Origin of the sequence: Thermoleptolyngbya sichuanensis A183, assembly GCF_013177315.1 — a bacterium.
GTDB classification, from domain to species: Bacteria; Cyanobacteriota; Cyanobacteriia; order Elainellales; family Elainellaceae; genus Thermoleptolyngbya; species Thermoleptolyngbya sichuanensis.
In genome coordinates this window covers 5,325,848-5,346,314 of the sequence record NZ_CP053661.1, presented here as the reverse complement: position 1 = coordinate 5,346,314, position 20,467 = coordinate 5,325,848, and the positions used below count along the sequence as shown (strand labels likewise).

Annotated in this window: 18 protein-coding genes; 11 read left to right on the top strand and 7 right to left on the bottom strand. The window is 56.6% G+C overall.

All coding sequences use genetic code 11. The annotated features are described in order from the left end of the window. The first annotated feature begins 351 nt into the window (after nucleotides 1-351). From HPC62_RS22210 to HPC62_RS22200, 3 genes are all read left to right on the top strand, one after another. On the top strand, nucleotides 352-636 hold the full coding sequence (locus HPC62_RS22210) for a DUF427 domain-containing protein (protein ID WP_172358565.1): 285 nt from the start codon (nucleotides 352-354) through the stop codon (nucleotides 634-636). Between the two features lie 177 nt (nucleotides 637-813). After that, nucleotides 814-1,422, top strand: coding sequence for a DUF3038 domain-containing protein (locus HPC62_RS22205; protein WP_172358564.1), 609 nt, complete (start codon nucleotides 814-816; stop codon nucleotides 1,420-1,422). Next, the gene (locus tag HPC62_RS22200; protein ID WP_172358563.1) at nucleotides 1,419-2,573 is read left to right on the top strand and encodes a DUF4335 domain-containing protein; all 1,155 of its coding nucleotides are present in this window, start codon (nucleotides 1,419-1,421) and stop codon (nucleotides 2,571-2,573) included. Before HPC62_RS22205 ends, HPC62_RS22200 begins: the two co-directional genes overlap by 4 nt. A 91-nt stretch (nucleotides 2,574-2,664) precedes the next feature. On the opposite strand, the gene HPC62_RS22195 is transcribed toward HPC62_RS22200, so the two are convergent. Further along, nucleotides 2,665-2,880, bottom strand: coding sequence for an Hfq-related RNA-binding protein (locus HPC62_RS22195; RefSeq protein WP_172358562.1), 216 nt, complete (start codon nucleotides 2,878-2,880; stop codon nucleotides 2,665-2,667). A gap of 330 nt (nucleotides 2,881-3,210) precedes the next feature. Here HPC62_RS22195 and dapF point away from each other — a divergent pair, with 330 nt between their 5' ends. Next, complete coding sequence (dapF, locus tag HPC62_RS22190) at nucleotides 3,211-4,059, top strand: diaminopimelate epimerase (protein WP_172358561.1); 849 nt, start codon at nucleotides 3,211-3,213, stop codon at nucleotides 4,057-4,059. 110 nt (nucleotides 4,060-4,169) lie between these two features. Next, entirely contained in the window at nucleotides 4,170-5,396 is a 1,227-nt protein-coding gene (locus HPC62_RS22185) for a lipid-A-disaccharide synthase-related protein (RefSeq protein ID WP_172358560.1), read from the top strand. Between the two features lie 70 nt (nucleotides 5,397-5,466). Here the strand turns inward: HPC62_RS22185 and HPC62_RS22180 are convergent, their stop codons facing one another. Beyond that, nucleotides 5,467-6,369: an endonuclease/exonuclease/phosphatase family protein gene (locus HPC62_RS22180; protein ID WP_172358559.1), complete on the bottom strand. Its 903-nt coding sequence runs from the start codon at nucleotides 6,367-6,369 to the stop codon at nucleotides 5,467-5,469. Between the two features lie 219 nt (nucleotides 6,370-6,588). Further along, nucleotides 6,589-7,488: a tetratricopeptide repeat protein gene (locus HPC62_RS22175; RefSeq protein WP_172358558.1), complete on the bottom strand. Its 900-nt coding sequence runs from the start codon at nucleotides 7,486-7,488 to the stop codon at nucleotides 6,589-6,591. A gap of 249 nt (nucleotides 7,489-7,737) precedes the next feature. Here HPC62_RS22175 and HPC62_RS22170 point away from each other — a divergent pair, with 249 nt between their 5' ends. The 3 genes from HPC62_RS22170 to sixA all read left to right on the top strand — a co-directional run bounded on the left by HPC62_RS22170 (nucleotide 7,738) and on the right by sixA (nucleotide 10,360). After that, on the top strand, nucleotides 7,738-9,147 hold the full coding sequence (locus tag HPC62_RS22170) for an aspartate ammonia-lyase (RefSeq protein WP_172358557.1): 1,410 nt from the start codon (nucleotides 7,738-7,740) through the stop codon (nucleotides 9,145-9,147). Nucleotides 9,148-9,456: 309 nt separating this feature from the next. Beyond that, the gene (locus tag HPC62_RS22165; protein WP_172358556.1) at nucleotides 9,457-9,753 is read left to right on the top strand and encodes a hypothetical protein; all 297 of its coding nucleotides are present in this window, start codon (nucleotides 9,457-9,459) and stop codon (nucleotides 9,751-9,753) included. Nucleotides 9,754-9,862: 109 nt separating this feature from the next. Continuing rightward, entirely contained in the window at nucleotides 9,863-10,360 is a 498-nt protein-coding gene (sixA, locus tag HPC62_RS22160) for a phosphohistidine phosphatase SixA (RefSeq protein WP_172358555.1), read from the top strand. Between the two features lie 25 nt (nucleotides 10,361-10,385). On the opposite strand, the gene HPC62_RS22155 is transcribed toward sixA, so the two are convergent. Together HPC62_RS22155 and HPC62_RS22150 are read right to left on the bottom strand one after the other, a co-directional pair. Beyond that, a complete protein-coding gene (locus HPC62_RS22155; protein ID WP_225906796.1) occupies nucleotides 10,386-10,919 on the bottom strand; it encodes a hypothetical protein in 534 nt (177 codons plus the stop codon). Nucleotides 10,920-11,070: 151 nt separating this feature from the next. Further along, complete coding sequence (locus HPC62_RS22150; protein WP_172359117.1) at nucleotides 11,071-12,756, bottom strand: ABC1 kinase family protein; 1,686 nt, start codon at nucleotides 12,754-12,756, stop codon at nucleotides 11,071-11,073. A gap of 903 nt (nucleotides 12,757-13,659) precedes the next feature. Between HPC62_RS22150 and HPC62_RS22145 the strand changes: the two genes are divergently transcribed. Continuing rightward, nucleotides 13,660-15,876 carry a PhoX family protein gene (locus HPC62_RS22145; protein WP_172358554.1) on the top strand — a complete coding sequence of 739 codons (2,217 nt, stop codon included), beginning with the start codon at nucleotides 13,660-13,662 and terminating at the stop codon, nucleotides 15,874-15,876. Nucleotides 15,877-15,971: 95 nt separating this feature from the next. Here the strand turns inward: HPC62_RS22145 and HPC62_RS22140 are convergent, their stop codons facing one another. Further along, the gene (locus HPC62_RS22140) at nucleotides 15,972-17,666 is read right to left on the bottom strand and encodes an ABC transporter substrate-binding protein (RefSeq protein ID WP_228721670.1); all 1,695 of its coding nucleotides are present in this window, start codon (nucleotides 17,664-17,666) and stop codon (nucleotides 15,972-15,974) included. A gap of 360 nt (nucleotides 17,667-18,026) precedes the next feature. On the opposite strand from HPC62_RS22140, the gene HPC62_RS22135 reads away from it, so the two are divergent. Further along, nucleotides 18,027-18,446 (top strand): hypothetical protein, encoded by a 420-nt coding sequence (locus HPC62_RS22135; protein WP_172358553.1) that lies wholly within the window; start codon nucleotides 18,027-18,029, stop codon nucleotides 18,444-18,446. A gap of 64 nt (nucleotides 18,447-18,510) precedes the next feature. Here HPC62_RS22135 and HPC62_RS22130 read toward each other — a convergent pair whose 3' ends face one another. Continuing rightward, on the bottom strand, nucleotides 18,511-19,527 hold the full coding sequence (locus HPC62_RS22130) for a sulfate/molybdate ABC transporter ATP-binding protein (RefSeq protein WP_172358552.1): 1,017 nt from the start codon (nucleotides 19,525-19,527) through the stop codon (nucleotides 18,511-18,513). A gap of 454 nt (nucleotides 19,528-19,981) precedes the next feature. Here HPC62_RS22130 and HPC62_RS22125 point away from each other — a divergent pair, with 454 nt between their 5' ends. Next, nucleotides 19,982-20,440: a hypothetical protein gene (locus tag HPC62_RS22125; RefSeq protein ID WP_172358551.1), complete on the top strand. Its 459-nt coding sequence runs from the start codon at nucleotides 19,982-19,984 to the stop codon at nucleotides 20,438-20,440. The last annotated feature ends 27 nt before the right edge of the window (nucleotides 20,441-20,467 follow it).

Genomic DNA, 20,467 nt, shown 5'->3' with positions numbered 1-20,467 from the left:
TCAGCGTTCCCCAGTTTTCGGCATTATGCTCAGTACTAGTTTTCATTGAAGGTGGAATTCCATCAAAGCCCCGCATCATCAAAGCCCCGCACGGTTTAAGTTATCTGCCCAACTTAGCCCAATTTAACTGCCCGATTCTTAGAGCTAATTTATGAGGCAAATCTTAAGAAGCCTGAAACTCTTGGCACGTGTGGCTTTGAGGTCATGCTTGCCCAGGAAAAGCGGTTTCTCGGAAATCCTTGATTAACAAGGCTTTCAGGCTCCTTTACAAATTAGCTCTTAGCTGCTCGTTCTTCAGCGATCTGTACAACTCCTTGTCAGGTATTAACAGGTATTCATCAGGACAAACCCATGCCCAAAGCAACTTGGAACGGAGCCGTGCTAGCCGAGAGCGATCGCTGCGTGGTGGTCGAAGGCAACCAATACTTCCCGCCCGATGCCATCCAGTCTGAATATTTCCAGCCCAGCGACACCCACACAACCTGCCCTTGGAAAGGCGTTGCCAGCTACTACAACATCGTGGTTGATGGCCGGGTCAACAAAGATGCCGCCTGGTATTACCCGGCGCCGAAGGATGCTGCTAAAGAAATTACAGGGCATATTGCCTTTTGGCGCGGCGTGAAGGTCGAAGTTTAAGTCGAAGCTTAAAATGCGGGCAACCTAAAGTCGAATCCTCCAGTCATAAAGTTCTGGTTGTATCGGTTTGCCCCGATCAATCTGTCCGTCCGAATTTGGGAACCAAAGCGCTGACAGATTGGCGTTTGGGGCAGCCGCAGATGAGTTCACCGCACGAGAAGTAATGCAAGTACCGTAATGCAAGTACAAACCCCGCCCGACCAATCCATTCCCCCTATCTTGGGAACCCTGCCTGACATTGAGGTTCCCGGTGAAACCGTTCCCCGGCGGGCGCGGGTGCAGCTCGACTTGCTGCTGCTGGCGATCGAAGCGCTGGACCTGGGCGGCTCCGAAGCGCTGCTGATCACCGCCAGCGACCTGAATCTGCAAAGCATCGTGAAAAATCGCGTCGGGCTGTGGCGGCTCCGCAGCGCCAACCCGCTGCGACGCTATGGCAGCCAGCGCAAAACGTTGACCCAGGCAGAGGGCAAGGCAATGGTTCTGGTGATTTGCAACCTGGCACGGCGGCTGACGGGCGTGATTCGGCAGCTTCTGCTGGCGCACCAGCAATTGAGCGATCGCAACCTTTCGGTGGAGCATCACTTCCGCTTATCGGAATACCTGGAGCGCTTTCGGGCCCACTTTCGCTCTCGCATGAACCCGCGCCGCGCCGCTGTGCTGCTCTACGACACCGACGAAAAGCTGAATGACCTGGCGCTGGGGCTGCTGCGTCAGCTTCTCTTCTGCACGGGCACGGCTGGCCCCCAGCGACTTTGGACGAGCTTGTTTGATGGAGAAGTGGCATGACGATTCAGCGGCAATATACCCTGCCCAACTGCAAGCTGGTGGTTGAAGGACTGAGCGACGGGGCGACTGCCACAGCACCGCGTCCCGTCGTGTCGATGGTGACCAATGCCGAGTGCCACTTTGCCGGCCAGCCAAAACCAATTAGCGGCGGCCGGGCGTTTTTGGAAGATCTGGCGATTACAGCCAGCAACTATGCCCAGGGGATTCTCAGCGGCGTGCCCCATCCCCACACCCAACCCGGCCAAGGGGAATTGGTGTCTTTGGAGCGAGTTGAGCCGGATCTGCATCGGCTGACGGTCAAGCCAGATTCGTTTGTGGGCGAGGCAAACGGCGGCGGGTCTGCGGCTCCCGTGCAGATTGATTTGCGGACGGTGCAGCTTTTTGACCTAGTGGAGGCGATTGACCAGTTTTTGGCCGATAGTCAGACCTTGCCAGAGTTTGCTCCCCAGCTTGCGCCCGTGTCGCGCCGCTATGCAGTGACCCATGAACCCATGACCAAGCAGGTTGTGCCCGCTGCGATTGGGCTGGTGGGTCTAGCGGCGGCGGCGGCGGCGCTGTTCTTCTTGCCCATTCCGGAGCGTCGTCCTGAGGCTGCGGCTGAGGACGCGACCACGCCCGCACCTTTGGTCAGCCCTGCGTCTCCCGCAGCTAGCCCGCCGACGGATTCGCCCACGCCGCTGGCTTCGCCCAGCCCGGTCGCCAGTCCCAGCCCGGTTCAAAGTCCAGACACCACGGTTTCGGAAAGCCCTACTGCTGAAGATCCCAGCCCTGCCGCTAGCCCTGAAAATGCTCCTCCGGAGACGGGTGGCTCAGTAGGCGAAGCCCTGGTTAATGCAAATGAGATTACCGAGCCAGAGCAACTGGATCGGCTGAAGACCCAACTGCGCGATCGCCTCGATGCTGCCTGGTCGCAGCGGCCAACCTTTACCGAAGATTTGGTTTATCAAGTCTCGGTGGCAGAGAACGGCGACATCTTGGGCTTCCGCTATATGAACAATGCCGCTGTGCAAAACGCCAACCAAACGCCGCTGCCTGACCTGCAATATCAGCAGGCCGATCGCTCCGCAGAACCCAACGCCCTCTTTCGCGTGGTGTTTACGCCGGGCGGCGTGGTGCAGGTGAGTCCCTGGCACGGACGGCCGCCCGAATAGGGTCGTGGCGCTTGATTGGCGCTTGATTGGCGATTAACTGGCGGTTGATAGAGATAACCGCTGGAGCAGTAGAGCCGACTCCTGATCCGCGTTACAGCTTCGGCTTCATGTAGACGATTGCGCTGCGCCAGATGACCGTTTGCTGGTCGTAATGATCGACCACGCAAATGCAGTGCTGATCCTGCCAGCGCATTTTGCCTGTGATCAGGTCATTGGTAATCAGTTTGAGTTCTACTTCGCGCTCTTCGCGGATTAGGGTTTGGATCTGACGGACGCTGGGCAGACCAGTTTCTAGTTCGATGCTCATGGGTTAAAGTCTCAGGGTTTTGGATTTTGGATTTTGGGGTGATTCAGGAAGCGAACAATCCAGACGCGGCGGGTTCTTTCAGTTTAGGCCTCTAGTTTAGGAGATGTCCGGCGGCGATGGGGGCGATCGCCCGCTCCGATAGTCTGTAACAGCTCGCAGCAGCCTGCGACGGTTCGCAAGCGACTGCGATATCTGCGATATTCAGAATGCCCAATCGGAGCCTATGATGATTCAAGCAAGCGGCTCAAAGCATCTTCCCAAGTCCTTGGGTTACTGGCACTGAGTTATTGGCACTGAGTCCCCGTTAGACCTCTCTGACACATCACAACTATGGCGATCGCATTTACGAAATATCACGGGCTGGGCAACGACTTTATCCTGGTAGACAATCGGCAGCAGGCAGAGCCGTGCATTACCCCAGAGCAAGCGGTGGACTGGTGCGATCGCCACTTTGGGATTGGTGCAGACGGCGTGATCTTCGCGCTGCCAGGGCAAGACGGCACCGACTACACTATGCGGATTTTCAACTCTGACGGGTCAGAGCCGGAGATGTGTGGCAATGGCATCCGCTGCCTGGCCCGCTTTATTGCCGACCTAGAAGCTGCCGAAACCGGATCGCCGCGCCCAGTCTACAAAATTCACACGCTAGCGGGACTGATCACGCCACGCCTAGAGGCAGACGGACAGATCACGGTCGATATGGGGCTGCCCCGGCTGCTGGCGGGCGAAATTCCCACAACGCTGGCCGCTCCAGAGGAAAAAGTCGTGAACCTGCCGCTGGAGGTGGCTGGGCAAACCTGGCAGGTCACCTGCGTCAGCATGGGCAATCCCCACTGCATCACGTTTGTAGAGGATGTGGCGACGATTCCGCTGGCGGCGATTGGGCCCCAGTTCGAGCATCATCCCGCTTTCCCCAAGCGGATTAATGCTGAGTTCATTCAGGTGGTGCGCCCGGACTATCTGAAGATGCGGGTGTGGGAGCGGGGCGCGGGTATTACGCTGGCCTGCGGCACAGGGGCCTGTGCGTCGCTGGTGGCGGCGGTGCTAAACGGCAAGAGCGATCGCCGTGCGACGGTGGAGCTTCCTGGCGGGCCGCTGCTGATCGAGTGGTCAGAGGCCGATCGGCACCTCTATATGACCGGGCCCGCGCAGAAAGTGTTTAGCGGCACGGCGCTATAGCGTCTTGGATTAACCTCTCAAAACCTTGAAAATAGGGGCACTGACCCGGCTCACCCAATTTTGCGGCGATCCCTTATCCTTGAGGTTCAACCGCGTAGTGATGGTTTGGCATGAAGCTACTGTGTCTGAGCAATGGTCATGGAGAAGATGCGATCGCCCTCCGCATTCTCCGGGCCCTGCGGCATCGGGCAGACCTAGAAGGCCGTGTGGCAGATATCGTGGCGCTGCCGCTGGTGGGCGAAGGTCATGCCTATTCCCAGAGCGGCATCCCGGTGATTGGCCCAGTCAAACAGCTTCCCTCCGGTGGCTTTGTCTATATGGACGGTCGGCAGTTTGCCAAGGATCTGCGCGGCGGGCTGCTGCAACTCACCCTCAGCCAGCTTCGCGTGGTGCGCGAGTGGGCCAAGCAGGGCGACCTGATTTTGGCCGTGGGTGACTTGGTGCCGCTGCTGTTTGCCTGGTGGAGCGGTGCGCCCTACGCCTTTGTGGGCACGGCCAAATCGGAATATTACTTGCGCGATGAAGCCGGACTCTTGCCCCGCGCCTCCTGGTTTGAGCAGCTAGAAAGCTGGTCAGGATCGGTCTATTTGCCCTGGGAGCGCTGGCTAATGGGGCGGCGGCGCTGTCGGGCGGTGTTTCCTCGCGACAGCCTCACCAGCGAGGTGCTAAGCCGCTGGAAGCTGCCCGTGTATGACCTGGGCAACCCGATGATGGATGATCTGGAACCGATGGGGATTGACTTTGCGATTCCCGACGAGGCGCTGGTGGCCACGCTGCTGCCGGGGTCGCGGGTGCCCGAAGCCTATCGAAATTGGGAAACGCTGCTGGATGCGGCGCAATCGCTGGTGACGGGACTCGATCGCCCCGTGACCTTTCTGGCGGCGATCGCCCCCTATCTTGATTTAGCCTTGCTGCACCAAGCATTGCAGGCTCGCGGCTGGCAGTTGACCAATCCTGCTCCCGTGCCGCCCCTGGCCTATCGCCAAGACCAGGCGACGCTGCTGCTGACCACGGCCTTTAACGGCTGCGTCAACCGGGGCGACGTGGCGATGGCGATGGCGGGCACGGCTACGGAACAGGTGGTGGGATTGGGCAAGCCCGCGCTGATCTTTCCGGGCGAAGGGCCACAGTTTACCTACGCCTTTGCCGAAGCCCAAACGCGCCTGCTGGGGCCGTCGGTGATCCTGGTCGAACAGCCCGACCAGGCAGCCAAAGTCGTGCGATCGCTGCTGAAAGACCCCGATCGCCTGCAAATCATTGCCGAAAACGGTCGCCGCCGCATGGGACTACCTGGTGCGAGCGATCGCATTGCCGCCTGTCTGCTGAGTCAGGGGTGATGTTAGATGTTGGATTTTAGATTTTGGGCAGAAAGTCTATCAATCCTCACCAATCCAAAGTCAAAAATTTCTAGATTTCTAGCTCAATCACCACCAGGCAATGGTCAGACGCTTTGGGATAGCTGCTGCCTACGCCGTTGAACCGCTGGATTGCGGTGCGTTCGGCTCGTTTGGGCAAACCGCGCCGCTCGATGTAGGGAAGCGCTTGGGGATTGGCTTCGGCGAGCGATCGCGACAGCAGGATGTAGTCCAACTGGTGATATTCCTCGCCCCGCGAAAAGAAATGCGTCCAGCGCTGATCAGGACGCAGCCGTTCGATCACGTTCTCCAGCCAGGGCTGGCCGAGCAGCGGCTCTAGCCCCAGCGACGGCAGATAGTCGTTGAAATCGCCCAAAATTACCCAGGTTGCCGCACCCGGATCGGCTCCAAACCGCTCATGCAAAATCTGCACAACGCGCTGGGTCTGGATCTTGCGGATATGCATGGTTTCCTCGCGCCCCTCATGCATAGATTTGAAATGATTAACAAACACCGTCAGCGGCTTGCCGTCGGGCAGTTCGAGGTCTACCTCTAGGCAGTCGCGGGAAAAGATCAGGTGGCCGCTGGGAGCGCGATCGAACTGGTGCGTGCGGATGTGGCGAAAGGGAAAGCGGCTGAGCAATCCCACGTCGATCAATCGGCGATCGTTGCCGTCGATGACCAGCTTGTAGGGATAGTCGGGCATCAGCGAACGAAACTGGCGCACAAACTGCTTCAGCGTGTCCATACTCTCGACTTCTTGCAGTCCGAGAGTATCTGCCCGCAGCGCCCCGATGGCTTCCGCCGTGATCCGATCTTTCCCTTCCGAAAACGGAATGCACTGCGTCACGCTGGCAGTCCACTTTTCGGGAAGCTCATCGTAGGGAAGGTCTTCCTTAAACTGAAACCGGGCAAACAGGTTTTCAGCATTGAACGTACCGATGCGGACGCGCATAAGCCAGGCCAGAGCGACAACCCTGAGACCATTGCAGCGTCGGGGTGACGCAGCAACGTGTCCCTATCATATCGACATAATATCGACTGAGAGGAGCCGCCACAGATCGCGTCCAATACCTGTAGATAAAATCTCGATGATCGGTTCCCAAGATCAGTTCCCAAGATCAGTTCCAAGCGACCTGATCTCGGTTTCCTCGGTTGTCCCGCTTGTCCCGCCTCAATCGCCCAGGAGTGCCTGAAACTCCGGACTATGGCGCACATTGTCAAAGCTGGTATCCGTCTGCGCCATCACGCGGTAGAGATTGGGGCTGAGAACCACGGCCCGATGCAGATTTCTCAGGGTGCGCTCCAGATCGCCCTGGAGGCTGCGGGCGCAGGCTTTGCCATACCAGGCTTCGGGATTGTCGTCTTTGCATTGCAGCGATTGGTCGAAACTGGCGATCGCCTCTTCAAACCGCTCCAGCTTGACCAGAATAATACCGCGATAGCTCCAGGCATAATGGCAGGTGGGCTTAATGGTCACCGCCGTCTCTAGGCTGGTCAGTGCTTCCTCGTAGCGGCGCAGCGCCCCCAGGGCCAGACCCCGGTTATACCAGGCGCGGTAGTTGTTGGGGCGCAGTTCCACCACTTTGTCAAAACTGGCGATCGCCTCTCGATAGCGATACAGCCGATTTTGGGCGTAGCCCCGGTTATACCAGGCCTTGGCATCGGCGGGGTCAAACTTCACCGCTTTGTCAAAACTGGCGATTGCCTCTTCGTAGCGCTCCAGCCGGGCCAGCGCAATGCCCTTGCCGTGCCAGGCCAGCGCGTTTTTGGGCTTGAGCTTCAGGGCCCGCTCAAAACTAGCGATCGCCTCTTCGTCATACTCCAGCGCGTGCAGCGCAAAGCCCCGCTTCATCCACGCCTCCGGATGGTCGGGCTGCTGTTGCAATAAACGGTCAAATCGAGCTACTGCACCCTCATACCGGCCAACCCCGTAGAGTGCCATGCCCTGGTCGAGCCAGGTGCTTAAATCTTGTGTATGCTCTTGAGCCTGATCTGGAATCTCTGGGTCTTGCACTCGGTCTTGAATGTAATCAATCTGATCTTTTGTCTGACTCTCTTTTGTCTGACTCATAGCACTACTTAGTCATCGCGCCACCTGGCAGAGAAGCGAATGAAAAAGCAAAAACCCTGCTTTCTCTAAGTTAATCGAGAATGCAGAACTAGCCACTTATCAACATCCCGTGAGATAGGCGTTTAGTTTCCCGGAGTGTTTCATTCATAATGATGAAGTCCCAATCTCGCCATGCACCCTCCTGAAAGCTAGTATGCCCAGGTTGAATAGGGGTTTCATAGCGGGAAATTACGTGAAACGACGGGTGATATGGCGGATTTTCGGATAGAGCGCGACTCGATGGGAGAAAAGCAGATTCCCAACGCGGTGTATTACGGGATTCAAACCCTGCGGGCGGTCGAAAATTTCCCCATCAGCGGGCTAAAGCCATTGCCAACCTATGTCGATGCTTGCCTGCTGATTAAAAAAGCAACGGCGATCGCCAATGGAGAACTGGGCTGCATTTCTGAAGACCTCAGTCGGGCGATTGTGCAGGCAGCAGACGAGATTCTGGCGGGCAGCCTGCGGGATCAGTTTGTGGTGGATGTGTATCAGGCGGGCGCAGGCACGTCGCACCACATGAACGTGAACGAAGTGTTGGCCAATCGGGCGCTGGAAATTTTGGGCGATGAAAAGGGCAATTACAGCCGCGTCAGCCCGAATGATCACGTCAACTATGGGCAATCGACCAATGATGTGATTCCGACCGCCATTCGCATCGGCGGGCTGCTGGCGCTGGAGCGGACGCTGTATCCTGCCCTGAAGGGGGCGATCGCCGCGCTCCAGGCAAAGGCCGGGGAATATCAAGATGTGGTGAAATCCGGTCGGACGCACCTGCAAGATGCCGTCCCGGTTCGCATGGGCGACACCTTTGGCGCATGGGCGCAGATCTTGGCAGATCATCTAGCGCGGCTCCAGTTTGCCGAAAAAGACCTGACAGTGCTGGGGCTGGGCGGCAGCGCGGCGGGCACAGGTATGAACACGCATCCCAAATACCGCTTCCGGGCAGCAGAGATTCTCTCCACGCTGATCGATAAGCCGCTCACCTCTGCCCCGCATCTGATGGCGGCTATGCAGAGTATGGCTCCTTTTGTGGCAGTCTCCAGCGCAATTCGCAACCTGGCCCAAGACTTGGTGAAGATTTCCCACGACCTGCGGCTGATGGATTCTGGCCCCAAGACGGGGTTCAATGAAATCCAACTTCCGCCGGTGCAGCCCGGTTCCTCCATCATGCCGGGGAAATACAACCCCGTGATGGCGGAGATGATTTCCCAGGTCTGTTTTCAGGTGATGGGCTACGACGCGGCGATCGCCCTGGCCGCCCAGGCAGGACAGCTTGAACTGAACGTGATGATGCCGATGATTGCCTACAGCCTGATCCAGAGCCTTGAAATCTTGGGAAATGCGATCGCCGCGCTGACGGAAAAGGGGCTGAAGGGCATCGTGGTGAATGGCGATCGCTGTCGGCAATACGCTGAAGGCAGCCTCGCCCTGGTAACGGCGCTCAACCCGCACATCGGCTATCTCAACGCGGCAGCGGTGGCCAAAGAATCGCTAGAAACCGGAAAATCCCTGCGGCAAATCGTGCTGGAGAAGGGATTGATGAGCGAAGCAGATCTGGCGAACGTCCTCAATCTGGAGCAAATGAGCGCCATGACCCCGGCCCAGACCGAAGGGTAGCAGTGGGAATTAGCCGTGGGAAGTAGTAGAAAGTAGCAGCGGGAAGCAGCAGGAAGTAGCAGCAGTGGGAAGCTGCTGCGGGAAGTAGCTGTGGGAAGTAGCTGTGGGAAGTAGCTGTGGGAAATGGACGAATTTTTAGTCTTGCCAGGAAAACCGGGCGGGCGATCGCTCACCTAAAGTCTTGAGAAGATTCCTTAAAATCGCGTACCCATTTCCCAGAAACCATCGCAATATTGAAGCATTCGCGCCTTTCGAGACGCAGATTCACCGAACGCCCGCGCACACCCGCATCCCCACTACTGGAAGGTCATGGAATATCAAGAATCCCTCTACACCCAGCTCACGTTTCACTACGTCAACGGCACCAGCGAATCCTTCAACCTGTATGCCCCGATTGAAAGCGATGGCACGCACCAAACCACCCAACTCGAAGTGCGCCATCTGCTGAAAAAAGACTGGTGGATCGTCAACCTGCCAGAGCAAACCGTGTTCATCAACGTAGACAACGTGCTGAAAATGGAGATGAAACCTGCTCTGTCCCAGCTTCAGGGCGAAGATGTCTTCTCCAACGCAGAGCGCGTGACGGCTCTCAATCGTTCTCGATAGCGTTCTCGATAGCGGGTTGAATGCGGTGATGGAGTTGCCAATATTCGACGCTCTGCCACCTTCGTCCTCCCGTCATTTCTGTTCCCATGTCGCTTGGTTCTTCCCCTTCATGACCCTTGAACTCTACCTGATTCGTCACGGACTGGCGGGCGAGCATGGCAGCTATGCCAACGACGACGAACGCCCGCTGACCGAAGAAGGTCAGCGAAAAACCCGGCAGGTGGCCGATCGGCTGCACAAGCTGGACATTCGGTTTGACCATGTGCTGACCAGTCCGCTGGTGCGGGCGCGGCAGACGGCGGAGATTCTCTGTGCTGCAGGGCTGAGCCAGTCGCTCGAAGCGTCGCGCCATCTCGCGTTTGATGGGTCGCTGCTCGACTGGCTGCCCTGGTTTGATCAGTGGCGGCAGACGGGAGCCAAGACGCTGGCGCTGGTGGGGCACGAACCCTGTCTGAGTGAATGGACGGAACGCCTAGTGTGGGGCGATGTGAAGCACCATGTCGTTTTCAAGAAGGCGGGTGTGGTGGGGCTGCTGGTGCCCCAGAGCGGAACGCCCGTGGGCAATAGTCAGATTTTCTGGCTAACGCCGCCGCGATTTTTGATTTAGTGGACTCTATCGCAGCGGGATCTGACTAGGACTGTCGGCGGGCGATCGCCCCTTGCAGCAGCCACAGCAGCCCCAAGCTCAGCGCCCCGCTCAGCAGCCCGAAGCTCACCTGCGGCTTTCCCAAAAACACGCACACCCCGCCCGCGCCCGCCAGCACAATGCCTAGCCCACGCCCCAGATTCAGCATTGTGGCGATGGTTTCTGTGGCGTGCGTATATCTGGCAATCACGTCACCATCGGCGGTCAGCGGCGCAGAGGCTTCTACCAAGTGCTGGAGCGACTGATACTTCGCCAGATCTAGCTGATAATACGTGCCCAATTCGGCATCGCGCAGGCTAGGAACCGAATGTAGCCCAAAATGCTTGGCATGGGCGATCGCCGCTCGAATTTGCCGCTGCGTTGCCACGGGTCCCAGCGCCTCAAAGAGAGAAGCTCGGTAGACCCCCGTTTTGCCCATGTCCAGGATTCGCTGGCTCAGTTCCGCCACCGAAAGCCGCCGGGCGATTTCAGGGCTAGCGCCATGACGAGTTGCGCTTGTCTTTTGCCTTGTCTCTTGCATAGATCTGCCGAAATTGCCAGAATCGAGTTTCTCAGGCAATCCCCAGCATAATACAAGCGAACCAAAGCCGCTGGAATCAGACGCAAACTTTTTGATACTTCGTCCAAGTTCACCCTTCAGCCAGGCTGATTGAAGTCTGTTGTTCCAGGGTCTACTCTTCTGGGCGAGGCACCAGCAGCGTGGCGACGGAAGGCAGCAGGGCCGCAGCGCGATCGCTCGTTTCTCTGGCGATCGCCCCCCAAGCGGCGCTGACCAGGCGACCCGGCTGGAAGTCGTGTTTTACCAGTTCCCAGAGGCGCTGTACGTCGTCGGTGTGGAGGCGATCGTCTTCTGTGAGGGCAAGGATGATTTCGCGGCGGAGAAACGCGCCCTCGTCCGACATGAGGTATTGCAGACCCAGTTGGGCGGTGGGCAGCAGGTCAAAGTTGTTGTCACTGCGGGCGATCGCAATCAGGTTTTCCAGCCGCTTCCAGTTCAGCTTGCCGTCTTTGAACAGAACTTCGAGCAGGCGGCGGCGCAGGGCAGGCGTTTCTCCCTTCAGCAAACGCTGTGCCACGTAGGGATAGGCCACTTCCACAATCTTGAAATCGGGATTGAGGCTGAGAGCCAGCCCTTCTTGGGTAATCAGCGATCGGATAATCAGCGCAAACTTGGCAGGTAGCCGGAACGGATACTCGTACATCAGCGCCGAAAACTCGTCGGTGACGGTTCTAAAGTTAAAGTTGCCCACGCTCGCGCCGACGGCGTTTTGAAACACCGCTTGCAGCGCCGGAATAATCGGGCGGATGTCAGTATCAGGCGTGAGGAACCCCAGCTTTACAAAGTCCCGCGCCATCTCTGCATAGTCTTCGTTGATCAGATGCACCACGGAATCCACCAGCGTTTCCTTAGTGGACTGATCCAGCTGATCCATCATGCCAAAGTCGATATAAGCCATCCGCCCATCGGCCATGGCAAACAGGTTGCCGGGGTGGGGGTCGGCATGGAAAAAGCCAAACTCCAGCAATTGGCGCAGACCCGACGTAACCCCGATTTTGATTACAGCGTCGGGGTCAAGGCTCATGGCGCATAGCCCCGCCTCGTCGTTGAGCTTGCAGCCGTCGATCCACTCCAGCGTCAGCACATGCGGGCTGCTATAACGCCAGTAAATTGAGGGCACTTTGACCGTAGGATCGTCCTGAAAATTGGCGGCAAAGGCTTCGGCGTTGCGCCCTTCGTTGAGGTAGTCGATTTCCTCAAACAGCTTTGTCCCAAATTCATCCACAATCAGCGTCAGATCGTGCCCCAGATTCAGCGGCAGAAACGGCTCCATCCAGCTGGCGGCCCAGCGCATCAGGTACAGATCCAGCGTGATTACGGGCATCAGGCGGGGGCGCTGCACTTTTACTGCAACGGTTTCGCCTGTATAAAGTTTGGCCTTGTAAACCTGACCGAGGCTGGCGGCGGCGACAGGTTCTGACGAGATCTCTTGATACAGCTCGGAAACCGGGCGCTCTAGCTCAGACTCAATGATGCTAAAGGCGATGTCGTTGGAAAACGGCGGCAGCTTGTCTTGCAGCTTGACCAGTTCATCCAGGAAGTCTTTGCGGATCAGGTCAGGGCGAGTCGAGAGGGCCTGTCCAACTTTGATAAAGGTGGGGCCGAGGCGGGTCAAAATGTGGCGAAGCTGGGCGGCACGCCGGGGTTGATGATCCCCAGCCTGTCCACGCCACTGGTCTATTTGCAGACCCAGAAGAAACCCGGCAAACATCCAGACGATGGAAACAGCACGCCAAAGGGACTGCCAGGGGCGAGTGCGGTAATGTTGAGCGATCGCCTCTGGGTCGTAGCGCCGCATCTGACCCAGAGAAGGCTGACGAGAAAGCTGACTCACGCTTGCGTATCCTCTCAAACCAAAGGAGTGCGACTCAAAACCTGCCATTGCCTGCCAGCAACAGGGTTTGGGTGTGAGGTCGCAGGGGGAAGTGGAAAACCCCAACTTCCCAACGGTAGCACTCAGGCAGGTCTGGGCGGGTTTGAGATGGTTCGGGATTAGGATTCCCGATAGAGCATCTAAGGCTGCTCTATTTACCATCGTATAAGAAACTACATCGAATGAAATGGCGATCGCCCATCTCAGTAAACTTTCTGAATATTTTATTCCAATACATTAAATAGATGTTATCGATTTGTAATTCTGAAACCTGCTATTCTCAGCACTTCACGCTGCGTTAAGTGAATGTTAAGCCTTGCGGCTCAAGTGTAAAGAATTTCAAACAGAGTACATACTTCTTAATGAATTTGCGAGGCGTGGGATCAACCCTGGGAGGGGGCGATCGCCCTTCTTGGTACAGTTCAGGCTAAGGGCGATCGCCCTCTATGCATCCTGGCAAAGCTCTTAACCAAACCCTAACCCGCCTAGGGCAAGCCAGCACCGGGCTAAATCTCTAGATTTTTCAAAGGCATTTGATCCAAAGCCTTAACGAAGGCATTACAGACTCTTAATCCAAACTCTGTAGATTTTTAAGCTATGTCAGTTATTTCCTCAGTTTCTCCTCATCCAACGCGCCCTAGTCTGGTTCGCTTGTGTCCCAAGCTCATACTGAATTTCTGATTGATTTCTGACTAGCTGGACTTGACTCGATGGCTCTAGTTTGACGGTTCTAACTTGTCTTAGAAGGGGCGCGATGGAGCAGGCGAGGCTGAGCATACAAACAACTCTGACGATCCAACGCACTTTTTGAGAGAACACTACTGAAATATGAGTCTCAAACGCAGACACTTTCTGATGTTTATGGGTGCAAGTGCTGGCTCTCTGGCGCTGCAACCCTTGGTGCAAAATGGGCAAAAGCTGTCTCCCGCGCTGGAAGGTACGCCCGCCTCAGCGCAGACTGCAACGCTCCCCTTTACCCCGGTCAAGGGGCCTATGCCTGTCGAAACGGACGGCGTTTCGCTGACGAACCAGATCTCCCAATACAGCACCTTCGCTGTGAAAGATGACGTGGTGCTGCCTCCTGGCTATACCTATGACGTGGTAGCTGCCTGGGGCGATCGCGTAGGCGATTCTCGCTTTGGTTACAACAACGACTACATTTCGCTGATCGAGACGGCACCGGGCGAAGGCTTTTTGGTAGTCAACCACGAGTACATTAGCTCTGTGCCCTGGAACGAAACCTTCCAGCAGGTTATTGGCAAGCCTCTGCCCGTTGCAGAAATTCAAGCGGCTCTGGCATCCGCCGGGGATGCTGGCATTAACGCCTTCGCGCTGCCAGATGGCGAACCCCTAAAGGCAACTATTGCTCAGTACTGCGAAGAGGCCATGATTGACCTGGGCATGTCGGTTCTTTCGGTACGGCGAGATGCTAGTGGCAAGTGGGTTCGCACCAACTCTCGCAATGATCGCCGCATCACGGGCGTGTCTGGTCTAAAAGATGGTCGCTACCTGAAGACGACTGGCCCCGCTGTAGCCATTTTCCGGAAGCGCAGCGGACAGGGCTATGTGGATACTCTGGGCGACAAGGTGATCGGCACGTTTAACAACTGCTCCGGTGGAACCACTCCCTGGGGTACGGTATTTAGCGGCGAAGAAAACATTCAGGACTTCGTGCCTGAGGCCGTCTTCGCGGATGGCACTTCTTTTGACCCTGGCAAGAAGGCTTTCATTGTCAATAGCGAGGGCGTAGACGGCACAGGCAATGTGTTTGGACTAGCCGGCAACAAATATGGTTGGGCAGTTGAAGTAGACCCGTCTAACCCCAACGACTATGGCACCAAGCACACTTGGTTGGGTCGCTATCGCCATGAGGGCTTTGGCATCCGGGCTGTTGCAGGACAAAAGCTGGCGGTTTACTCGGGCTGCGATCGCCGGGGTGGACATCTCTACAAGTTTGTAAGTGACGGCACCGTGCGTGATCCCAAGAGCAAGTCCAACTCGCGCCTGATGGAAAACGGGATGCTCTATGCCGCTAAGTTTAACCCCGATGGCACTGGCCGCTGGATTGCGCTGAAGGCAGATACGCCCGTTGATCCCGAACTGCCCAGCGTCCATGTGGGTGGCATGATTAACCTGCCGAATCGTCCTGATGGTGGATTTAGCAAGGTGACCGATGATGGGGCGATCGCCGCTTACAAGTCCCGGTTTAAAACGCTGGGCGACTTATACGTTGGAAATGCCGAGGAAAAGCAGGGTGCAATCCTGATTGACGCACACTATGCTGCCAATGCTGCTGGAGCCACCTGCACCGCTCGTCCCGAAGATACAGATTTGGCCGCCGACGGCACGTTGTTTATCGCCTTCACCTCTGGTTCACCCAGCGGTAGCGATGGCAGCCCCAACAAGTTTGTCTTCAAGGCACCCGCTGGGGAATCTCAGTGGGAGTACGGCTGGATCGTTAAGCTAATGGAAGACGGCAACAACACTGCTTCGATGACGTTCAAGTGGGATGTGATGGCCCTGGGTGGAGAACCCGCTGACGGTGGATTTGGCTTCGCCAACCCCGACAACCTGGAGTTCGATGCGAAGGGCAATCTGTGGATGGTCACGGACATGTCCACCGACAAACACAACAAAGAGGTTGCCAGCCGCATCAAGTCCGATGGTTCCAAAGTGAGCCAGTCTGACCTGCGGGGTCTATACGGCAACAACTCGGTTTGGTACTTCCCCATGTCGGGAGCAAACGTTGGGGAAGCCTATATGTTTGCTTACGGTCCAGTGGAGTGTGAAATGACCGGGCCCTTCGTAACCTCGGATATGAAGAGCTTCTTCCTGTCGGTTCAGCACCCTGGAGAAATTGGAGGGGTTCGTAAGCAAATGAAGTCTGAGACTCGCAGGTTTGCAATGCGAACCACCGATGGTAAGGAGTTTGAGCAAACTCGCGAAGTGCCCATCGGTTCCAATTGGCCGGGAAAACAGCCCAACGATCCGCCCAAGCCCAGTGTGATTGCAATCCGTCGCATCAGTGACGCACCGCTCGTATAGGTTAGGTTCTGAGTTGGCTTGAGTGATCAGAACGCCCCCTCACCTTGACTTTGTTGAGACTCTGTTGAGGTGGGGGGTGTTTTTATGCTCAGCGCTTACTTACTCATTTGCCAGAAGAAGAACTGCTGGGTGGGCTGAATGGCCGCGCCTTTGACTGTATTTTGCACGAAGATGTAGTCCTTGTTCTGCCACAGGGGAATGTAGGGCACATCTTCGACCAGCAGGGTTTGCAGGTCTTTGAACATCTTGGCGCGGGCAGCAGGGTCTTGCTCAGCCCGTTGCTTGGTCACAAGTTCGTTGGCCTTGGGGCTGTAGTAGAAAGATCCATTGCCCTGGCTAGCCCCTCGCTGGCAGAGGGTTTCGGGAGAACCCTGGTCGCAACTTAGGAACGGATGTACAAAGTTGTCGGGATCAAAGAAGTCGGGATACCAGTTCAGCAGCACTGTTTGGTATAGCCCGTTGTCCACGCCCTGGGATAAGGTAGCGCGTTCGGCGCTGTTGACGGTGACGGTGACGAGGCCTGGCAGACCGCGCTCGATGGACTGCTTCATGGTGTTGGCAACGTTGGCGCGGATGGTAGAGGCAGAGGGATACCAGACCTCGAAGTTCAGCGGATTTGCCTCGGAATAGCCAGCGGCGGTGAGGAACTCGCGGGCTTTGTCGAAGTTGCCGTCGCCGTAGGCCTCTTTGAATACGGGGACAGAATCTTCAAAGGCAGGGGGAATGATGGTGTAGAGCGGGGCGGCCTGACCTTGAAAGACGCGCTCGTTGATCAGGTTACGGTCGATCATGGCGGCGATCGCCTTCCGCACGTTCAGATTATTGGTCGGCTCCACCTTCTGATTCAGCGTCATGTAGTTAACGACGGTCGTGCCCGCTTCGATCACTTCCCAGCCGCCGCTGCTGGTTTCCCGCTTGAGGCTGGTAATTTGTTCAGGATCAAGCGTTTGATAGGCGACATCCAGCCCTTTGGTGCGGAAGGTGTTGTAGAGGTTAGCAGGGCTGGCGTAGATCTGGATGTCGATGCCGTCGTTGGCGGGCTTTTCGCCCCAGTAATCGGGGTTTACGTCCAGCTTGATGGAGTCGGGCGTGAGCGAGGCCACTTTGTAGGGGCCGCTGCCGATGAAGCTATCGGGCTTGAATTTGCCTTCTCCAATTTCATAGCTGCTGGGGGAGACGGGCGTGACACCCCAGAATGTGAGCAGGGCGGGAAAGGCGGCAAAAGGCGACTTGAGCTTGATGGTGAGTTCGTAGTCGCCGCTGGCAGTGACAGACTCGACTTGATCGGACAACAGGAAAGACGGGCCGCCGCCATTTTGCATGAAGCGATCGATGGAAAATTTCATCACTTCGGCGTTGAAGTCGGTGCCGTCGTGCAGCTTTACGCCTTGGCGCAGGGGGATTACGTAGGTTAGCCCGTCTTCGCTGACGGTGGGCATTTCGGTAGCAAGCTGGGGCACGATGTCGGTGGTGCCTGGTTCGTAGGTGTAGAGGCGATCGCCCAGGTTATACAGCAAAATGCCGCCGAAAATCGTGTAGGCATCGGCGGGATCGAGGGTTTCGATCTTTTGCGTTGTGCCCATTGCGATGCGGCCACCGGACGTAGAACCCGTCGTCCCTGTTGCGTCGGGAGCGGGTGCGTTGCCCGTCTGCGAGCCACCGCAGCCGACAATGAGCGCCACGCACAGACAAAATAGTGCGGCAAATTGGGCGATTCGCATCCTGCCCCGCTCTGGCATTGTCCATTGCCCGCGACCCCGTTTTACCAATCCCTTCATCATGCGTCCCATTGCGTCCTAAATCTCTCTACTCTTTCAGCAAGCCCGCTTAGCGAGCCGCCAATCGCATTAAAGCCGATCGCATTAAAACTGTAATACACCACCTGCCTTCTTGGCGCAGCAGTCAGAGTTTGAGGATGAATTTGAGGGTGAATTTGGAGGGTGGATTTGAGGGCAGGGCGATCGCCCCTTCGATCCACGCTCTGCCAACGATCTGGTTTTGCCCGTCTTTGCCTCGTTTCATCAAGCAAAAATAAACCCTGTCTCAGTAATATTGCGGATTTCTGGCACTTATGCTTTGCTGAGGATACTCCGTAGATTCACAGAGTTTTAGACCAAAATTTAGACGGGGTTTAACAGGAGTCTGAAGGTATGACTGAGGCGGATTTGGCTTTGGCGAAGGCTTTCCTGCTGTTTTCGGTGGCAGGGTATACGATCACGGCGGTCAATGCTCATCCCCAGCCCTGCTCCGTTTCGCAGGTGGTGGCGGGTTGGGCAGATGCGATGGTGATAGGCATGACGGGCGATCGCACAACCGAGGCTCTGTCATCGGCTACATCATCGATGCCGACCAACCCGCATGGCGATGTTTCCTTATCGTTTCCGCTATACCTGAGTCAGCGCCCTACGCTGTTCTCAGATCGTGTAAGTTTGGCCAGTCCTCCCAAAACGAGTCCGGCAGTCTGGCAGAATGCTGCCCAGTTCACCCAGGGTTTTTCTGGTCTTCGCTCCGACCAGCCGCTGACCTTGCCGCCTGTGCTAACGGAGGCCGGGTTTCAGTTTCAGCTTTAGTACCCCTGGGTTCAGGGCGAACGTTCCGCCGATCTCCCGTGAACGTAAAGGTTTAGACCCCAGGCTAAATCGAGTAATACAAGGGAAATGCCTTGGCATCCTTGGGTTTGACGTAGACGCGCTGGTTGGGCTGAAGCTGTAGCTCATCGAAGCGATCGCGCGTTAGGTGGGCCGTCAGCACTTGCCCGTCGTCCAGCGTCAGTTCTGCCTGAATCTCCCAGCCCAGATGAATGATCCGGCTAACGCGGGCGGGAACCGTCGTGCCATTGGGCTGCACCTCCACCATCACGTCCTGCGGTCGCAGAAACACTTCTGGATGGGGTGAATCGAAGCCGTTGCCCTGAAAAATGTGGGAGGTGCTGGGCAGCACGTTCACCGGGCCGATAAAGCTCATTACAAAGGCGCTGGCGGGATGGTCGTAGATTTCCGCAGGCGTGCCCATCTGCTCTACCCGTCCCTGATTCATGACCACGATTTCATCAGAGACTTCCATCGCCTCTTCCTGGTCGTGCGTGACGAAGACCGTAGTGACGTGAACCTCGTCGTGGAGCCGCCGCAGCCAAGCCCGCAGGTCTTTCCGCACCTTGGCATCCAGTGCCCCAAAAGGCTCATCAAGTAATAGCACCTTGGGTTCCACCGCTAGGGCCCGGGCCAGGGCGACGCGCTGCCGCTGTCCGCCTGAAAGCTGAGATGGGTAGCGATCGCCCAGCCCGTTTAACTGCACCAGATCCAGCAGTTCCTCAACCCGCTTTTTCACCTTGTCTTTGGGGACTTTTTGGAGTTCTAGCCCAAAGGCAATATTCTTCCGCACCGTCATGTGCTTGAACAGAGCGTAGTGCTGAAACACAAAGCCAATGTTGCGGTCCTGCACGCTGGCATAGGTAGCATCTTTGCCCGTTAGCAAGATGCGCCCCGTATCGGGCATTTCCAATCCTGAAATCAGCCGCAGCAGCGTGGACTTCCCAGACCCCGACGGCCCCAGCAGCGCCACCAGCGATCCCGTCTTGATCTCCAAGCTGACCTGATCGACCGCGCAAAAGCTGCCAAAGCGCTTTGATACGTTTTCAACAACAATCCCCATTGTTCAGAAATCCCCAAGAACTGGTGAAGCGGAGTGCAGCCGGGTGGTAGGTTAAGGACGCTGGGCGATCGCCCCATAACTCGTCAGAATATCACCCTAAACGGTGCTTCGGTGAACGTAACTCAATGCTCAACTCAACACTCCTCAACTCAACACCCAATAACGAATGAAAGACGGATGAAAGTCCGGTTTTCAGATGTACTTTCTGTAGATTACAGCACTCCCCGAAAGACTGCAACGATTTTAGGGTGCGATCCCAGCGCAACGGTTCGGTAGACTATATGAACTTTATGAACTTTTCTCGATGGAAAACCGTCTAGGGAAAGCCTGAAAAAATTTTGGGGAGAATCGAATGAACGGATTAAAAATGAACGGATTAAAAATGAACGGACTGAAAAGGATTTTGCGACAGATTCCTTTGGGGGGAATTGCATCTGCCGCGCTGTTGGTAGGGTTGGCAAGTTGCTCAGGTGGGGCTGATCCAACGAATACAGCCCGTGCGCCCGAAGTGGCCGCTGCGGAGGGGCAACCTGCCGCTTCATCGGACTCTAGCCTGACGACCGCTGCCGCATCAGGGCAGGATCTGACAGTTTTGTTTAGTCGGGTGTGGCGGATGACGCAAGCCCCGTCAGAACCTGCACTAGGCAGCATCTATGTATTTCTGGCAAACGGCACCTTTTTGCAGACCTCCTGTGTCGAAACCTATGCCCTGTCGGGCTGGACGATTGATAAAGACGCGCCGAATGTGCTGCGGGTGAGCGAGAATGGACAGGTCGCCCTAACTGCCGAAATCTTGGAACTGACGGACACGACCTTGAGGCTGCGGCAAACCCTGGTTCGCAGTGGAGACACGCAGGAGGTGACGCTGAGTGCGCTGGAGGACGAGTTTATCTGTCCCGATTTGCCCCGATAGCGTCCAAGGGCGATCGCCCCACGATTT

What these genes read in the sequence shown, in the direction of transcription:
- HPC62_RS22210 (WP_172358565.1), top strand. Translation starts at nt 352, where the DNA reads ATGCCCAAAGCAACTTGGAACGGAGCCGTGCTAGCCGAGAGCGATCGC.
- HPC62_RS22205 (WP_172358564.1), top strand. Translation starts at nt 814, where the DNA reads ATGCAAGTACAAACCCCGCCCGACCAATCCATTCCCCCTATCTTGGGA.
- HPC62_RS22200 (WP_172358563.1), top strand. Translation starts at nt 1,419, where the DNA reads ATGACGATTCAGCGGCAATATACCCTGCCCAACTGCAAGCTGGTGGTT.
- HPC62_RS22195 (WP_172358562.1), bottom strand. Translation starts at nt 2,880, where the DNA reads ATGAGCATCGAACTAGAAACTGGTCTGCCCAGCGTCCGTCAGATCCAA.
- dapF (WP_172358561.1), top strand. Translation starts at nt 3,211, where the DNA reads ATGGCGATCGCATTTACGAAATATCACGGGCTGGGCAACGACTTTATC.
- HPC62_RS22185 (WP_172358560.1), top strand. Translation starts at nt 4,170, where the DNA reads ATGAAGCTACTGTGTCTGAGCAATGGTCATGGAGAAGATGCGATCGCC.
- HPC62_RS22180 (WP_172358559.1), bottom strand. Translation starts at nt 6,369, where the DNA reads ATGCGCGTCCGCATCGGTACGTTCAATGCTGAAAACCTGTTTGCCCGG.
- HPC62_RS22175 (WP_172358558.1), bottom strand. Translation starts at nt 7,488, where the DNA reads ATGAGTCAGACAAAAGAGAGTCAGACAAAAGATCAGATTGATTACATT.
- HPC62_RS22170 (WP_172358557.1), top strand. Translation starts at nt 7,738, where the DNA reads ATGGCGGATTTTCGGATAGAGCGCGACTCGATGGGAGAAAAGCAGATT.
- HPC62_RS22165 (WP_172358556.1), top strand. Translation starts at nt 9,457, where the DNA reads ATGGAATATCAAGAATCCCTCTACACCCAGCTCACGTTTCACTACGTC.
- sixA (WP_172358555.1), top strand. Translation starts at nt 9,863, where the DNA reads ATGACCCTTGAACTCTACCTGATTCGTCACGGACTGGCGGGCGAGCAT.
- HPC62_RS22155 (WP_225906796.1), bottom strand. Translation starts at nt 10,919, where the DNA reads ATGCAAGAGACAAGGCAAAAGACAAGCGCAACTCGTCATGGCGCTAGC.
- HPC62_RS22150 (WP_172359117.1), bottom strand. Translation starts at nt 12,756, where the DNA reads ATGCGGCGCTACGACCCAGAGGCGATCGCTCAACATTACCGCACTCGC.
- HPC62_RS22145 (WP_172358554.1), top strand. Translation starts at nt 13,660, where the DNA reads ATGAGTCTCAAACGCAGACACTTTCTGATGTTTATGGGTGCAAGTGCT.
- HPC62_RS22140 (WP_228721670.1), bottom strand. Translation starts at nt 17,666, where the DNA reads ATGGGACGCATGATGAAGGGATTGGTAAAACGGGGTCGCGGGCAATGG.
- HPC62_RS22135 (WP_172358553.1), top strand. Translation starts at nt 18,027, where the DNA reads ATGACTGAGGCGGATTTGGCTTTGGCGAAGGCTTTCCTGCTGTTTTCG.
- HPC62_RS22130 (WP_172358552.1), bottom strand. Translation starts at nt 19,527, where the DNA reads ATGGGGATTGTTGTTGAAAACGTATCAAAGCGCTTTGGCAGCTTTTGC.